We start from the raw sequence: 17,044 nt of genomic DNA on the forward strand, positions 1-17,044 counted from the left end.
GTGCGCCCAGTAACTGATATCCAGCGGAAAGTCGCGCCCTTTCAGGTCATAAGTGATTACATTCCAGCCGGAGATCAACCAGCGGCAATCGAGGAGATCGCAAAGCAGATCAATAACGGCGCTCAGGATGTTGTTCTCTTAGGCGCCACCGGAACTGGAAAGTCGGCAACCACGGCTTGGCTGATCGAACGTTTACAACGTCCCACACTTGTTCTTGCTCCCAATAAAACTTTGGCAGCCCAGCTGGCCAATGAATTTAGAGAACTGCTGCCTAATAATGCGGTTGAGTACTTCGTTTCATACTATGACTACTACCAACCTGAAGCCTATGTTCCTCAGACTGACACTTTCATCGAAAAGGATTCAAGTGTTAATGATGAGGTGGAGCGACTTCGTCACTCAGCTACAAACTCACTTCTAACGCGCCGCGATGTCATCGTGGTTGCAACGGTTTCATGTATCTATGGGCTTGGAACGCCGCAGGAATACATCGACCGGATGATTCGCCTGAAAGTGGGCGATGAAATCGAACGTAATGCGCTACTACGTAAGTTTGTCGATGTTCAATATAAGCGAAACGATATGGCCTTTGAGCGAGGAACCTTCCGGGTTCGAGGTGACACAGTAGAGATAATTCCGATGTATGAAGAGTTGGCCGTGCGTATTGAAATGTTCGGGGATGAGATTGAAAAGATTATGACGCTCAATCCGCTCACCGGTGAGATTGTTCATGATGAAACCGAAATCTATATCTTCCCGGCAACCCACTATGCCGCTGGTCCAGAGACGATGAAACGAGCAATGAGCGAGATTCAAGATGAACTTCAGGTGCAGCTCAACCTATTCACTAAGCAGGGTAAGTTACTCGAAGAACAGCGCCTTCGAATGCGTACTACCTTTGATTTGGAAATGATGGAGCAACTGGGTTTCTGTTCTGGCATTGAAAATTACTCACGTCATCTAGATGGTCGCGAAGCTGGATCCGCGCCCAACTGTCTCCTTGATTACTTCCCAGAAGATTTCCTCGTTGTCATTGATGAAAGTCACGTGACCGTTCCACAAATTGGTGCGATGTTTGAGGGCGATGCATCACGTAAACGAACCTTGGTGGAACACGGATTTAGACTCCCCAGTGCCCTTGATAACCGACCACTGAAGTGGCCGGAGTTTCTAGAACGCACAGGGCAGAAGGTTTATTTGTCAGCCACACCCGGCAAGTATGAGATGGAGAGGGTCGGAGGAGATGTCGTTGAACAGGTGATTAGACCTACAGGGTTGGTTGATCCACAAATCATTATCAAGCCGATTAAGGGCCAGATTGATGACTTGCTACACGAAATCAATATTCGGGCAGAGAAGAACGAGCGCGTATTAGTCACTACTTTGACTAAGAAGATGTCGGAAGACCTCACAGATTATTTGCAAGAGCGCGGAGTCCGAGTTCGCTATCTGCACTCTGAGGTAGATACCTTGCGCCGTGTTGAGTTACTACGTGAGCTTCGCATGGGTGAATACGACGTACTAATTGGAATCAACCTCTTGCGCGAAGGACTCGATTTACCGGAAGTTTCACTTGTCGCAATTCTTGATGCTGACAAAGAAGGCTTCTTGCGCTCTGCAACTTCACTGATTCAAACAATTGGTCGCGCCGCTCGAAATGTTTCGGGTGAGGTTCACATGTATGCCGACAATATGACCGCGGCCATGACCAAAGCTATTGATGAGACCAACAGACGAAGAGCGAAGCAGGTTGCCTATAACCTCGAGCGTGGGGTGGATCCCCAACCGTTACGTAAGAGGATTAGCGATATCACTGACCTCATAGCCCAAGAAAGTGATGACACAGATGACATCATGGCTGGAATCAAAGGTAAGAAATCTTCAGCGGCCCTGCCATTCTTATCGAAATCAACGGATTCCATGCCGCGCCAAGAACTCATTGCATTGATAGGCTCCCTCACCGAGCAGATGCGTGGCGCAGCCGATCAACTTCAATTCGAACTTGCTGCTCGCCTGCGTGATGAATTAAAAGAGCTAAAGCGTGAACTTCGTGGAATGGATGAGGCTGGTACGTGAGTATCGATAAGTTAGTTGTACGTGGTGCGCGCGAGCATAACCTCAAGGATGTTTCCATTGAACTTCCACGCGATGCACTCATTGTCTTTACTGGCCTTTCAGGCTCGGGTAAATCAAGCCTTGCCTTTGACACCATCTTTGCTGAAGGTCAACGTCGCTATGTTGAATCACTTTCAGCCTATGCCAGACAATTCTTGGGTCAGATGGATAAGCCTGATGTCGATTTCATTGAAGGCTTATCTCCGGCAGTTTCTATCGATCAGAAATCAACGAATCGAAATCCACGTTCAACGGTGGGAACAATTACCGAGGTCTATGACTACTTCCGACTGCTCTTTGCACGTGCTGGCCGCCCGCACTGCCCAGAGTGTGGCAAGGCAGTTTCGCGCCAGAGCCCGCAACAAATTGTGGATCAAATCCTCACCATGCCGCCAACAACTAAGTTCCAAGTACTAGCACCTGTCATCCGCGAACGTAAAGGTGAGTTTGTCGATCTCTTTGCAGAGTTAGTTACGCAGGGCTATTCCCGTGCTCGAGTTGATGGAGAAATCATCCAACTCACCGAACCGCCAAAGCTTAAAAAGCAGGAGAAACACACCATTGAAGTTGTTATCGATCGCCTGACAGCTAAAGCTGAGAGCAAATCGCGACTAACAGATTCGATTGAAACCGCGCTCAAGCTTGGTAATGGTTTAGTTCTACTTGATTTTGTCGATGCCAAGAGTGGGGAGAAGGAACATACCTATAGCGAGCACTTAGCTTGCCACGATTGCAATCTCTCTTTCGAAGAACTTGAACCGCGTTCGTTCTCTTTTAACTCCCCATTTGGAGCGTGTGAAGAATGTTCTGGAATCGGAACTAAGTTAGAGGTGGATGAGGAACTCATTATTCCTGATGATTCAATCTCCATAAATGAAGGTGCAATTGCACCCTGGGCTGGGGGACAGTCATCAGAGTACTTCCTGCGATTACTGGAAGCGCTAGCTCTGGAACTCAAATTCTCACTCGATAATCCTTGGAAGAAGCTATCAGTGAAAGCTAAAGAAGCGATTATGAATGGCTTTGATTACGAAGTTCATGTGAAGTATAAGAATCGTTATGGCCGCGTTCGTAATTATTCAACTGGCTTTGAGGGTGTCATTCCATTCATTCATCGTCGTCATGGTGAAACTGATAGTGATTACAGCCGCGATAAATACGAGGCATATATGCGCGAGACGCCATGTCCTGCTTGTAAGGGTGCGCGCTTGAAGCCAGAGGTACTTGCGGTCACGCTAGGCGGAAAATCAATTGCCGAAGTGTGCGCACTTTCTATCGATGATTGCGCAACGTTTCTTAAGCAAGTCACCCTCAATAAGCGGGAAGCACAAATTGCTGAGCGCGTTATGAAGGAAGTCCATGCCCGTCTAGGTTTCTTACTTGATGTGGGACTTGATTACTTATCACTCGATCGCCCGGCAGCAACGCTTTCTGGTGGTGAAGCCCAACGTATTCGTCTTGCAACTCAGATCGGTTCCGGACTTGTCGGAGTTCTCTATGTCTTAGATGAGCCATCCATCGGACTTCATCAACGTGATAACCGCAGACTAATTGAGACCCTAACTCGACTACGCGATCTTGGAAATACTCTCATTGTCGTTGAACATGATGAAGAGACCATTCGCACTGCAGATTGGGTCGTTGATATTGGACCTGGTGCCGGTGAGCACGGCGGTCGAGTCGTTGTCTCAGGTTCCTATGAGGAACTGATTGCATCGAAGGAATCAATTACTGGTGCTTATCTATCGGGGCGCAAATCAATAGAGATTCCAAAGACCCGTCGTGCAGTCGATCCAAAACGTCAATTGGTGATTAAGGGCGCGAAGGAGAATAACCTCAAAGATGTCGAGGTTAGTATTCCGTTGGGACTCTTTGTCTCAGTGACCGGAGTATCGGGTTCTGGTAAATCAACACTGGTTAACGACATTCTCTATACGACTCTTGCAAATAAGCTCAATGGTGCACGTCTAGTTCCAGGTCGTCACCGCACAATTACCGGCATCGATCAACTAGATAAAGTTGTGCATGTTGATCAATCACCTATTGGGCGCACCCCGCGTTCTAACCCAGCAACATATACGGGCGTATTCGATAAAGTTCGTGCCCTCTTTGCCGAAACTACTGAAGCTAAGGTGCGCGGCTATCAGCAGGGTCGTTTCTCCTTTAACGTCAAGGGTGGACGGTGTGAGAATTGTTCTGGAGATGGAACCATCACCATTGAGATGAACTTCTTACCTGATGTCTATGTTCCGTGCGAGGTCTGTCATGGAGCTCGATATAACCGGGAAACCCTGGAGGTTCACTACAAAGGCAAGACCATTGCCGAAGTTTTAGATATGCCGATTGAGATTGCGCATGCTTTCTTTGAATCTGTTCCCACTATTGCGCGCTACCTCAAGACCTTATGTGATGTGGGCCTTGGATATGTGCGGCTAGGTCAATCGGCTCCCACTCTTTCAGGTGGAGAAGCCCAGCGTGTGAAGCTTGCAACCGAGCTACAACGCAGATCAACAGGGCGCACGATCTATGTCTTAGACGAACCAACGACAGGACTGCACTTTGAGGATGTCAATAAACTGCTCGGTGTTCTTAGGCGCCTGGTGGAAAGTGGAAACACTGTAATTGTGATCGAGCACAATCTCGATGTCATTAAGTCTTCAGATTGGGTCATTGATATGGGCCCAGAAGGTGGCTTCCGCGGCGGAACCGTCGTTGCCGAAGGTACTCCAGAAGATGTGGCAAAGGTGAAAGCTAGTTACACCGGGCAATACCTCGCTGAAGTTCTGGCAACTAATCGCGCAATCGTTAAGAAAAGCCCAGCGAAGAAGAAGTAATGGTGGAACCTTCCAGTTATCGCCCACGCGAGATTCCTGAAGAGCCAGGGGTATATCGCTTCTATAACGCTGATGACAAAGTCATTTATGTGGGCAAGGCGAAAAATCTAAAGAATCGATTGACAACCTATTTCGGTTCCAATCTTGCGCAGAAGACCTATCGCATGGTGCACGAAGCGGTGCGTGTGGACTGGACCATTGTCGCAACCGAGCTCGAGGCGCTAGCTCTGGAATTTTCCTGGATCAAGCAGTATCACCCGACGTATAACGTGCAATTTAAGGACGATAAGTCCTATCCATATTTGGCTATTTCAATGGCCGATGAATTTCCACGGATTTTCATTACCCGCAAAGAAAAGCGACCTGGACTTAAATACTTTGGTCCTTATACAAATGCCTGGGCGCTGCGTAATACCTATGAAGTGCTCCTTAAAGTATTTCCGGTCCGCTCCTGCAGTGCTGGGAACTTTCAGCGCGCGCAACGAACAAAGCGGCAATGCTTACTTGGAGATATTGGTAAATGTGCCGCGCCCTGCGTTGGCTGGGTAACACCACAGGAACATAGAGAGATTGCGGAGAATCTCGATTCATTTATGGAAAAAGGGATGGAGAACTTGTTGCCAACCTTACGTACGGAGATGGAATCGGCGTCTGCGTCAGAGGAGTTTGAAAGAGCTGCACGTCTGCGCGATCAGATTGAGTCCTTCGAAAAAGCACAGCGCTCAACCCAAGGCAACCTCTCAGATGATCTTGATGGTGATTTCATCTCAATCCATGAAGAAGGACTTCATGCTGCTGGTTCAATCTTCATGGTCCGGCGCGGTTCCATCAAAGGTTCGCGTTCCTGGATTGTAGATCAGGAAAAAGCCCTGGAAGGAGATGATCAGATTGCCTCACTGTTCTTCTCCATTTATAGCCAAAGCACACCAACAGATATTCCACATGAGATTTTTCTTAACCAAGAACCGGTAGATCGCACTGCACTAGAAGACTGGCTCTCTTCCATCCGTGGTGCTCGAGTTGCTATTAAAGTTCCACAGCGTGGTGAGAAGGTGGAGCTACTGCAAACAGTTGAGCGCAATGCTCATTACGCACTTGTTCAGTATTTAAGTAAGCGCGCAACAGATGCTGCAGTATCGGGTAAGGCGCTGCTTGAACTTGAGGAAGAGCTACAGCTTTCGCGCACCCCTCTGCGCATTGAGTGTTATGACATCTCTAATATCTCAGGAACCACAGTTGTTGCATCTATGGTCGTCTTTGAAGATGGCCTGGCAAAGAAAAGTGAATACCGCCGCTTCATTATTGATACCGATACTGCCCAGGATGACACTCGGGCAATGCACCAAGTAATTACCCGTCGAATGAAGAGGCTATTGGCTGATAGAGATGTCAATAAGAGCGAGGTTGCTGAAACTGGTGGAAAGCTGAGCAAGTTTGCTTATCCACCACAACTGATCGTTGTTGATGGCGGCGCCCCGCAAGTTGCTGCAGCTGCGCGAGCACTTGATGAACTTGGAATCACAGACGTTGCCTTATGTGGGTTAGCAAAGAGACTGGAAGAAGTCTGGATGCCAGGGGATAAGGATCCTTTGATCCTGCCGCGAACAAGTGAAGGCATGTATTTACTACAGCGCATTCGAGATGAAGCTCATCGATTCGCAATTACCTTCCACCGTAGCCGTCGTTCCAAAGTGATGCTGGAATCTCTCCTCGATGAGATTCCACAACTGGGAGAAACAAGAAGAGCCGCGCTCCTTGACCGTTTTGGGTCAGTTACTGCGATGCGCAAAGCCAGTGCGGATGATTTAGCTGCAACACCCGGAATTGGAGCGACCATTGCCGCAATTATCTATAGCCATCTGCAATCGCTATCAATTCCAGCGGTGGATATGAATACTGGCGAGATACTTGACAGCTAGGGGAGAATACGAAGCATGAGCACAAAAGAGCTTCTGGTTCTCACCGGAATGTCTGGCGCCGGGCGATCCACAGTTGCCCACGCGCTGGAAGATCTTGGCTGGTATGTCGTTGATAACTTACCGCCAGCACTCGTTCCTCAGTTGGCAGAGCAAGCCCACGACACACACGCATCGTTAGCCGTTGTCGTCGATGTTCGCGGCGGAAAATTCTTTGATGAACTCAGTAGCGCACTAGATACCTTAAAAAAGTCGAGCATTCCTTACCGATTGCTCTTTCTAGATGCCACAGACCAAGCACTTGTGCAGAGATTTGAATCAACGCGCAGACCGCACCCGCTACAAGGGAAGGATCGCATCGTTGACGGAATTGCACGTGAGCGAGCAAAACTGGAAGAGATCCGAGCTGGCGCAGATGTTGTTATTGATACATCTAACCTGAACGTGCACCAATTAGAAAAGCGTACGAGTGAGATATTTGCCGCCGGAATGCTCCCTAGTATTCGCATTAACGTGCTCTCTTTTGGATATAAGTATGGAATACCGGTAGATGCCGATTTGGTATTGGATTGCAGATTCATTCCCAACCCGCATTGGATTCCAGAACTCAGACCAATGAATGGCCTAGATGCACCGGTCTCAGAAAAGGTTCTTTCGAGTGAGGGCGTTGCAGAATTTGTGTCGAGTTATGTTTCGGTCGTGCGACAGATGATTCCGGGATATTTTCGAGAAGGAAAGAAGTATGTGACGATTGCAATTGGTTGCACCGGAGGTAAACATCGCTCGGTTGCCATTGCAGAAGAAATTGCCAAGCAGTTGATTACCGTCTCCTCTGATCTTGAGATATCAGCGCACGCAACACATCGCGATGTAGGGCGGGAATGATTTCACAGAAAAAAGTTGTCGCACTCGGTGGTGGGCACGGATTAGCTGCAACCCTGACAGCGCTACGACAATTCACAACCGAGATCACCGCGATAGTCACCGTTGCCGATAACGGCGGATCCAGTGGAAGGTTGCGGGAAGAATTTTCCATCATGCCACCGGGTGATTTAAGAATGGCACTGGCTGCGCTATGTAGTGATGATGAGTGGGGTCGTAGTTGGGCGCAAATCATGCAATATCGATTCACGAGCACGGGTGAACTCAATGGCCATGCTGTGGGAAATCTTCTGCTGGCAGCGCTCTGGGATCGCGATGAAGATACCGTTGCTGGTCTTGATCGGGTGGGCGCACTTTTGAAAGTTATTGGTCGCGTGCTGCCGATGGCGGCGCAAGCACTAGATATCGAAGCAACCTTTGAAGACGCTAGCGGCACACATATTGTCCGCGGACAGGCAGAGGTCGCAACAACTAACGGACGATTGAAATCACTTCGCATCATTCCGGAAAATCCAGATGCGCGTGCAGAATCAATTACGGCAATAGCCGATGCGCAGTGGATCACGATGGGCCCAGGCTCCTGGTTTTCAAGCGTTATTCCGCATTTACTTGTGCCCGCGCAGCGAGCAGCGCTGGTGGCTTCACCTGCCAAGAAGATTCTCTTACTCAATCTAGATTCCACCGACAAATCTGCGGGGGAGTACGCCGGGTATTCACCACTAGAGCATTTGATGATTCTCAATGAGTACGCACCGGAGTTAGTATTTGATGTAGTTGTAGTAGATGCCTCATCTTCGGGGGCCGATGAATTACAGCGCCATCTTTCAACTACAGGTTCAGAGTTTATTGCCGCTGATTTGCGCAGCAAAAGCTCGCCTTTGCATCATGATGTCAATAAATTGGGTCAGCTTTTCGCACACATAGATGCAGAAATACTGGTTGGATAACTCCATGGCAATGACCGCTGCAGTCAAAGACGAGCTCAGTCGTCTTTCGGTAACCAAGCCTTGTTGCCGAAAGGCCGAAGTCTCATCGCTACTTCGTTTTGCAGGTGGGTTACATATCGCCGCTGGCAAGGTAGTTATTGAAGTCGAGCTCGACACATCCCAGAGCGCTAGACGGCTGAAGAAAGATATCGCCGACATCTACGGCCACGATAGTGATTTGGCAGTTCTTTCTTCCAGTGGTCTGCGTAAAGGTTCACGCTATGTGGTGCGTGTGATTGAATCAGGTGATGCTCTTGCTCGCCAAACAGGTTTGATTGATGCCAATGGTCGTCCAGTGCGCGGACTTCCACCCCAAGTAGTTGCGGCAAATGTCTGTGATGCCGAAGCGGCCTGGCGTGGCGCCTTTATCGCTCATGGGTCACTGACTGAACCTGGTCGTTCCTCATCACTTGAAATAACCTGTCCCGGACCAGAGGCAGCACTTGCCCTTGTTGGCGCAGCTCGCCGGCTGAATATCGTGGCCAAAGCTCGAGAAGTGCGCGGAGTCGATCGTGTTGTTATTCGAGATGGCGATGCCATCGGTGTTTTGCTTACTCGCTTAGGTGCGCATGAAAGTGTGCTTGCTTGGGAAGAGCGACGTATGCGCCGGGAAGTTCGCGCGACAGCCAACAGACTTGCAAATTTTGATGATGCCAATCTACGGCGCTCTGCGCGCGCAGCCGTTGCGGCCGCAGCTCGCGTGCAACGCGCGATGGAGATACTTGGAAGTGAAATACCTGACCATCTCAAAGAAGCTGGCGAACTCCGTATTTCACATGGACAGGCAAGCTTGGAAGAACTTGGATCACTTGCAACACCGCCGATGACCAAGGATGCAATTGCTGGGCGTATTCGTCGGTTGCTGGCTATGGCCGATAAACGTGCCGGTGAGTTAGGTATCCCGGACACCGAAGCTGGATTATCACCTGACTTATTGGGTGAATAACAGGTTAAAGATACGTGGTTGCGTGCAAGCAACCGGGGAGTAGCACCTAGAGCACTGGTAGAGTGCGCACTAAGCCCCCAGCGTTGTGGCGTTAAAAATAGCCACCTTTATCTGGGGCAATAAAGAATATAAAAGAGGTTTCACATGATTAATGTCGGAATTAATGGTTTTGGACGCATTGGACGTAACTTTTTCCGTGCGGCGCTCACCAACCCGAATATCAATATCGTAGGTATTAATGACCTGACTGATAATGCAACACTGGCACATCTGCTCAAGTACGACTCAATCTTGGGTCGCCTTGGTCTTGATGTCACATATACCGATGACAGCATGAGCGTCGGCGGAAAAACATTCGCCGTATTTGCAGATCGTGACCCAGCAAATCTTCCATGGGCTTCGGTTAAGGCAGATATCGTTATTGAATCAACCGGCCACTTCACCAAGGCAGCAGATGCCAAGAAGCACATCACAGCCGGTGCTAAAAAGGTAATTATCTCAGCGCCAGCTTCAGATGAAGACATCACCATCGTGATGGGTGTGAACCACGATAAGTATGACCCAGCTAACCATCATGTGATTTCAAATGCATCGTGCACAACAAACTGCCTAGCTCCGATGGCTAAAGTTCTTCACGATAACTGGGGAATTGTTAAGGGCTTGATGACCACTATTCACGCCTATACCAACGATCAGGTAATCCTTGATTTCCCACATAAGGATCTCCGTCGTTCCCGCGCAGCTGCCACAAATATGATTCCTACATCTACTGGCGCCGCTAAAGCCATCTCTCTCGTTCTGCCAGAGCTCAAGGGCAAGCTCGATGGTTATGCGATGCGCGTTCCAGTTCCAACAGGGTCTGCGACCGACCTCACAGTAGAACTTGCAAAAGAGGCAAGCGTTGCCGAGATTAATGCGGCAATGAAGGCAGCTTCAAACGGAGCACTCAAGGGATTTCTTTCATACACGGAAGATCCAATCGTCTCTTCAGATATCGTCACCGATCCATCTTCTTGCATCTTCGATTCCGGCCTGACTAAGGTAATCGGAAATCAAGTCAAAGTTGTTGGTTGGTATGACAACGAATGGGGTTACTCAAACCGACTAGTTGACCTAGTGGGATATGTTGGTAAATCTCTCTAATGACTTCATTGGTCGATCTAGATGTTGCTGGTAAGCGGGTATTTCTCCGGTGCGATCTCAACGTTCCTTTAAAGGAATCAAAGATCACAGATGACGGTCGTATCCGCGCATCGCTACCAACAATTAACGCACTTCTTGAAAAAGGTGCGAGCATTGTTATCGCGGCGCATCTAGGTCGTCCCAAGGGTGAAGTAAAACCAGAACTTTCACTAGCTCCAGTAGCTGTGCGTTTAGCTGAATTGCTTGGAAAACCAGTGCAATTTATCCCAGCAATTACGGGAGCCGATGTCACAGCAAAGGCGCAAGCCCTGGCACCCGGAGAGATTCTGCTTCTGGAAAACATTCGCTTCGCATCAGCTGAGACATCTAAAGATGAGAGCGAACGTTTAGCTTTAGCCACAGAGCTAGCGAATTTAGCTGATATCTATGTGGGCGATGGCTTTGGCGCGGTGCACCGTAAACATGCTTCGGTATTTGATCTTCCCAAGTTGCTGCCTCATGCAGCAGGAACCTTGGTAGCTGCCGAAGTTGAGGTATTGAAAAAACTCACTGTTGATCCGGTGCGCCCTTATGGAGTTGTCCTTGGTGGGTCGAAGGTCTCAGACAAGATTGGTGTCATCGCTAACCTGCTTGGAAAAGTAGATGTGATGGCTATTGGTGGCGGAATGCTCTTCACCTTCTTGGCTGCACAAGGCAAGGAAATTGGAACTTCACTCGTTGAAGTAGAACTGATCGATACCGTCAAGGGTCTGATCAAGCAGGCCGAAGACTCCGGAGTTAAGTTGTTAATCCCCACAGATATCGTTATTGCTCCCACATTTTCAGCCGATGCAACACCGACGTTAGTCAGCTCGGATGCGATTCCGAATAATCAGATGGGACTTGATATCGGTCCGGAGTCAGCAGCAGCTTTTGCTGCAGCGATTAAAGGTTGCAAAACAGTTTTTTGGAACGGTCCGATGGGCGTCTTTGAATTTCCTAAATTTGCAGCCGGAACCAAAGTCATCGCACAGGCGCTGACTGAAGTCTCTGGAATTTCAGTAGTTGGTGGTGGCGATTCCGCGGCGGCAGTTCGAGCACTTGGATTCGATGATTTCCAATTTGGCTATATCTCAACCGGCGGCGGAGCATCACTTGAATACCTTGAAGGTAAAGAGCTCCCTGGTCTGACCGCACTTGATCTGTAGCATTCGACACCAAAGGAGAACCAAATGCGCAAACCGTTAATGGCGGGCAACTGGAAGATGAACCTCAATCACCTTGAGGCGATTGCAGTTGCTCAGAAACTCGTCTACTCACTTGCCGATAAAGATTACGACGAAGTCGATGTTGCAATTATTCCTCCCTTTACCGATATCCGTTCCATTCAGACCATGGTCGATGGTGATCGTCTTCGTCTGCAATACGGCGCGCAAGATCTCTCTCCGGAAGCATCTGGAGCATTCACCGGTGATATCTCTGGCTCGATGCTTGCCAAATTAGGCTGCACCTTTGTTGTGATTGGTCACTCGGAACGACGCGCCATCCATCATGAAGATGATGCACTTATTAATCGCAAAATCAGAGCGGCACTTACCCATGAGCTCACGCCAATCTTCTGTGTCGGAGAAGATCTACCAGTGCGTGAATCAGGTGCTCACGTTTCACATGTCATCCGCCAAGTGCGGGCAGGTCTAGAGGGATTTCATAAGCCAGAGCTGAAGAAAATTGTGATTGCCTACGAACCAGTATGGGCAATTGGAACCGGCAAGAGTGCCACACCAGAAGATGCACAAGAAGTATGTGCCGCAATCCGGGAAGAGATTGAGCAGATTGGTTCTGCAGAAATTGCGGCAAATATGAGAATCCTCTATGGCGGTTCAGTGAAATCTTCCAACATTGCAGAGATCATGAAGCAGGCCGATGTCGATGGCGCCCTCATTGGGGGAGCAAGCCTTGACCCAGAAGAGCTGGCAAAGATTGCCAAGTTCCACGCCCGGGCGTGATTCAAGAGTTTTCCATTCATTCGGGTATCCTGTTCCCCTACCTCTAGAGGAGTTTCACCGTGGCTTTAGCGCTTTCAATCTTTCTCGTCATCACCAGTTTCTTGATGATTCTCTTGGTTTTACTCCATAAGGGCAAAGGATCAGGACTCTCAGATCTCTTCGGCGGCGGAATCTCTTCCAACTACGGAGGCTCTTCTGTAGTTGAAAAAAATCTTGATCGCATCACCATTGTCGTTGGTGGCCTCTGGTTCGCCGGTGTCGTAGCTCTCTCTCTTGTTTTGAAAGGTTAATTCATGGCAAGTGCAATTCGCGGCAGTCGTGTCGGTGCTGGCCCAATGGGCGAGGCCGAGCGCGGAGATCAGATTGAACGCGCCACCGTTTCGTATTGGTGTGCAAATGCCCATGAAGTAAGACCTTCGTTTGCAGTTGAAGAGACGGTCGTCATTCCGGACCAATGGGATTGCCCTAAGTGCGGCCTTCCAGCAGGTCGCGATAAAGCGAATCCACCATCAGCGGTTGTCAATGTTCCTTATAAGACTCACCTTGCTTATGTGAAGGAAAGACGCACAGATAAAGAGGGCGAAAAGATTTTAGAAGATGCTTTGCGCAAACTTCGCGGCGACGATATCGAATAAAAATTTAGATTAAAGATTTTTCGCGGCTGCGAGAATCTGATCAATACCCACTTTGCGGTTCTGCAGATGCAGACGTAAGAGTGGGTATTTTCTTGCCGCAAGTGCGCGGTTATCACCTATCGCTTGCGCCATCAATAGCGTGCGTAGTGAGAATGATTGACCTGGAATTTGGTAGTCAGTGTGTGTCACACCAGTAATCTGTAAGAAAGAACCATTTTGCTGTCCACCTTTATGAAACTGTCCCGTTGAGTGCAGGAATCGTGGACCCCAACCAAAAGATGTTGGTCGTGCTGATTTGGCTGCCAGAATTGATCGCAGCTCTGCAATCTTCTTATCATCTCGGCGATCTAGGTAGGCCATGATCGCGATGTAGCCACCTTCTTTTACATCTTCGATAAAAGTTGCCAGCGCATCTGTGAGTGATTGGCCTTCCCCAAAGATCTCAACACCGGCATCTACTTGCCTAGGCTTTAGCTCTGGAAGTTCGTTCTTCCATTCTGCTAAACAGGCAGATGTCTGTTCTTTAGCTTCGGTGACATTGGGTTGGTTGAAGGGATCAATTTTAAGAGCGAGGCCGAGGAGTGCTGTGACCCATTCCCAGAAAATAAAGTGAGCACCGAGTGCGCCTTCGACAACTAAATCTGTTTCGTTACCGCAATAGCTCACTGTCAAGGCACCGCCGATTGCGGCGTTAACAGCGTTCTCTGTAGCTATTGGCAGGCGCCCAACTGAATTCTTCCCAGTTGATTCTGCAATCAGTTGCTCAATCCAATCTGATAAGCCAGGCATATCTGATTGTGCATCAGTGAAGCCGATGTATTGAGCGCTCTGGGTTGCAAGGAGATAAGCGGTATCTAGCACCGGTTGGGCATTAGCGATGAAAGACTCCTTTTCAATACGTGAATCATCCAGCAGTGATTTCACGGGTGAACCAGATAGCGCAGAAGGTGCCAGGCCGAAGGCGCCAAGCACACTAAATCTTCCACCGACCTGAGGGTCGGCATTGAGAACTGTGAAGCCTTGCGCGCGCGCATCAACATCTAGTGGAGAGCCAGGGTCAGTCACAAAAAGGAAATGGTCGACGGGCTTGAGTCCAGCGTCTTCAAACTTCTGGGCCAAGAGAGCGCGTTGTGAAGCTGTTTCAATTGTGGAACCAGATTTAGAACTCACAATCACCAGCGTCTTACTCAAATCACCGTTGAGTGCGTGCACGGCATAGTTGGGATCAGTTGAGTCGAAGATAAAAACATCATTTTTGTAAGTCTGAGCGATGACCTCAGGGCCAAGTGAAGAGCCACCCATTCCGCAGAGAATGATGCGGGAGAGTGAGGAAAATTTCTTAGCTAGAGCATCTAGCTGGGGGAGTAAGGCGGCGGAAGTTGTAGGTAAATCAACCCAGTTCAAACGAATGGCAGCTTCTGCGGCGGCAGCTGCGCCCCATGTGTTTGCATCCTTCGCCGCAATCTTTACATGCGCTTTCGCTAAAGATTTATAGAGTTCAGACTGGCGATCGACTTTAGAAAGCGCGCGCCCAGATAACTTCATTTAGCCCAGTGCCTTCTTGACCGTACTGACAATTGCATCGGGTGTAAAACCAAATTCGGTAAAGAGCTTATTGCCCGAAGCTGATGCACCGAAGTGGTCGAGCGAGATAATCACGCCGTTATCGCCGACATATTCCCGCCAACCCTGAGCTATTCCTGCCTCAATACTCACGCGCAGTGATTTCATTGGCAGCACAGATTCTCGATATGCAGGGGTCTGCTCGTTAAACCATTCCAGGCAGGGCGCACTCACAACGCGAGTGGAGTGACCATCCTTTTCCAGTGCGATCTGAACGTCGAGTGCGATGCCGACCTCCGAGCCGGTTGCGATGATGACAATTTTTGGTGCAGAGGATGCTTCCTTCAAAATATAGGCGCCCATATCGACACCGGTTGCGGCGCCATGGGTCGTGCGATCAACCGTACGTAAATTTTGACGAGATAGGAGGATGCCCGCTGGCTCTTGTCGTGTGAGGATTGAGCGCCACGCTTCGGTAACTTCATTAGCATCTGCCGGACGAATGACGGCAAAGTTTGGAATAGCGCGCAGCGCTGCAAAATGTTCTATCGGTTGATGTGTAGGGCCATCTTCGCCTAAGCCAATCGAATCATGTGTCCAGATAAATGTGCTGGGAATATCCATCAGTGCTGCAAGTCGCACGGCGGGTCTCATATAGTCGCTAAAGACTGCAAATGTTCCACCGAAGGATCGAGTAAGACCATGCAGAGTTATTCCGTTAAGGATGGAGCCCATCGCATGCTCGCGAATACCGAAGTGAATAATTCGACCATAAGGGTCGGCGTTCTTCATCGCACTTGTTGCAGGCAGGAATGAATTCCCACCTTCAATAGTGGTGTTATTACTATCTGCTAAGTCTGCAGATCCGCCCCAGAATTCAGGAAGCACCTTTGCAATGGCGTTGATGACTTGTCCGGATGCGGCGCGCGTGGCCACCTCTTTTCCACTTTCAAAGACAGGAAGATCTTTACCCCAGCCCTTCGGCAGTTCTTTTGTGACAAGGCGGGCAAGCAGTTCTGCGCGTGCTGGATGGGCTGACTTCCACTCGGTGAATTTCTTACTCCAAGTGGCATGCGCCGCTGCGCCACGATCTTTCACAGCGCGAACATGGGCAAAGACTTCTGCCGGCATTGCAAACTTTTCCTCTGGATTAAGCCCCAACTCAACCTTAGTTGCGGCAATCTCTTCATCTCCGAGAGCTGAACCGTGAGACTTGGCAGTGCCACGCAACTTAGGGGCAGGCCAAGCGATCACAGAGTGCATGCGAATCAGAGAGGGCTTGGCCGAGTTGCTTTTCGCAGCAATCATCGCTTTATCTAGTTCACCGAGATTAATGTTGCCATCAGGTAGTGCTGCGACCTCGTGCACATCCCAGCCATATGCGCGATAGCGCGCAGCAACATCTTCGGTAAAGGCAACGTGAGTATCGCCTTCAATAGAGATGCGATTATCATCATAAATAATATTGAGATTACCTAAAGCTTGCGTTCCGGCAAGTGATGATGCTTCACCTGATACACCTTCTTGTAGATCACCATCAGAACAGATAACCCAGATGGAGTGATCAAAGAGAGATTGGCCAGCAGATGCTTCAGGGTCCAGAAGTCCACGTTCATAGCGCGCAGCCATGGCAAAGCCGACAGCGGTTGCAACTCCAGCGCCGAGTGGACCGGTTGTCATTTCAACTCCCACTGTGTGGCCGTATTCCGGATGTCCGGGTGTCAATGAATCAAAAGTTCTAAATGATTGCATATCCTGCATCTCAAGCCCGTATCCGCTGAAGAAGAGTTGGGTGTAAAGAGTTAGTGATGAATGACCGCAAGAGAGAATGAAGCGATCGCGACCTAACCAATGCGGGTTGGCCGGATCATGCACGAGATGTCGTTGAAATAAGTTATATGCCACTGGTGCGAGTGCCATCGCGGTTCCGGGATGGCCATTTCCGACTTTTTGTACCGCATCCATCGCGAGGGCGCGAGCATATGCAACCGCGCGATCATCGAGTTCGGTCCAACCAGCTATCTGTGTCATCTTTCTTC

General features: G+C 49.3%; 13 protein-coding genes. 11 read left to right on the plus strand and 2 right to left on the minus strand.

Annotated features, from left to right (window positions below):
- The 11 genes from uvrB to A1sIA79_RS02925 all read left to right on the plus strand — a co-directional run bounded on the left by uvrB (position 1) and on the right by A1sIA79_RS02925 (position 13,442).
- Entirely contained in the window at positions 1-2,076 is a 2,076-nt protein-coding gene (gene uvrB, locus A1sIA79_RS02875) for an excinuclease ABC subunit UvrB (RefSeq protein ID WP_095674733.1), read from the plus strand.
- A 2-nt stretch (positions 2,077-2,078) separates the two neighbouring features.
- Positions 2,079-4,949 carry an excinuclease ABC subunit UvrA gene (gene uvrA / locus A1sIA79_RS02880; RefSeq protein WP_095675476.1) on the plus strand — a complete coding sequence of 957 codons (2,871 nt, stop codon included), beginning with the start codon at positions 2,079-2,081 and terminating at the stop codon, positions 4,947-4,949.
- Positions 4,949-6,868: an excinuclease ABC subunit UvrC gene (gene uvrC, locus A1sIA79_RS02885; protein WP_095674734.1), complete on the plus strand. Its 1,920-nt coding sequence runs from the start codon at positions 4,949-4,951 to the stop codon at positions 6,866-6,868. Before uvrA ends, uvrC begins: the two co-directional genes overlap by 1 nt.
- Positions 6,869-6,883: 15 nt before the next feature.
- Positions 6,884-7,750 carry an RNase adapter RapZ gene (gene rapZ, locus A1sIA79_RS02890; RefSeq protein WP_095674735.1) on the plus strand — a complete coding sequence of 289 codons (867 nt, stop codon included), beginning with the start codon at positions 6,884-6,886 and terminating at the stop codon, positions 7,748-7,750.
- Positions 7,747-8,694, plus strand: a complete 948-nt coding sequence (locus A1sIA79_RS02895; RefSeq protein ID WP_095674736.1) for a gluconeogenesis factor YvcK family protein — start codon at positions 7,747-7,749, stop codon at positions 8,692-8,694. Before rapZ ends, A1sIA79_RS02895 begins: the two co-directional genes overlap by 4 nt.
- Positions 8,695-8,698: 4 nt before the next feature.
- Positions 8,699-9,679 carry a DNA-binding protein WhiA gene (gene whiA, locus A1sIA79_RS02900; protein ID WP_095674737.1) on the plus strand — a complete coding sequence of 327 codons (981 nt, stop codon included), beginning with the start codon at positions 8,699-8,701 and terminating at the stop codon, positions 9,677-9,679.
- A gap of 144 nt (positions 9,680-9,823) precedes the next feature.
- Positions 9,824-10,822, plus strand: a complete 999-nt coding sequence (gene gap / locus A1sIA79_RS02905) for a type I glyceraldehyde-3-phosphate dehydrogenase (protein ID WP_095674738.1) — start codon at positions 9,824-9,826, stop codon at positions 10,820-10,822.
- Positions 10,822-12,009 carry a phosphoglycerate kinase gene (locus A1sIA79_RS02910; protein WP_095674739.1) on the plus strand — a complete coding sequence of 396 codons (1,188 nt, stop codon included), beginning with the start codon at positions 10,822-10,824 and terminating at the stop codon, positions 12,007-12,009. The genes gap and A1sIA79_RS02910 overlap by 1 nt, the downstream gene beginning before the upstream one ends.
- 24 nt (positions 12,010-12,033) lie before the next feature.
- A complete protein-coding gene (gene tpiA / locus A1sIA79_RS02915) occupies positions 12,034-12,807 on the plus strand; it encodes a triose-phosphate isomerase (RefSeq protein ID WP_095674740.1) in 774 nt (257 codons plus the stop codon).
- Between the two features lie 59 nt (positions 12,808-12,866).
- Positions 12,867-13,097: a preprotein translocase subunit SecG gene (gene secG / locus A1sIA79_RS02920; protein WP_095674741.1), complete on the plus strand. Its 231-nt coding sequence runs from the start codon at positions 12,867-12,869 to the stop codon at positions 13,095-13,097.
- Positions 13,098-13,100: 3 nt separating this feature from the next.
- The gene (locus A1sIA79_RS02925; RefSeq protein WP_095674742.1) at positions 13,101-13,442 is read left to right on the plus strand and encodes an RNA polymerase-binding protein RbpA; all 342 of its coding nucleotides are present in this window, start codon (positions 13,101-13,103) and stop codon (positions 13,440-13,442) included.
- 9 nt (positions 13,443-13,451) lie between these two features.
- Here the strand turns inward: A1sIA79_RS02925 and A1sIA79_RS02930 are convergent, their stop codons facing one another.
- Complete coding sequence (locus tag A1sIA79_RS02930) at positions 13,452-14,987, minus strand: hypothetical protein (RefSeq protein ID WP_095674743.1); 1,536 nt, start codon at positions 14,985-14,987, stop codon at positions 13,452-13,454.
- The gene (gene tkt, locus A1sIA79_RS02935; protein WP_095674744.1) at positions 14,988-17,036 is read right to left on the minus strand and encodes a transketolase; all 2,049 of its coding nucleotides are present in this window, start codon (positions 17,034-17,036) and stop codon (positions 14,988-14,990) included. It lies immediately after the preceding gene.
- Positions 17,037-17,044: the final 8 nt, after the last annotated feature.

The sequence above is a fragment of the Candidatus Planktophila versatilis genome, assembly GCF_002288105.1.
In the GTDB taxonomy this organism is placed as follows: domain Bacteria; phylum Actinomycetota; class Actinomycetes; order Nanopelagicales; family Nanopelagicaceae; genus Planktophila; species Planktophila versatilis.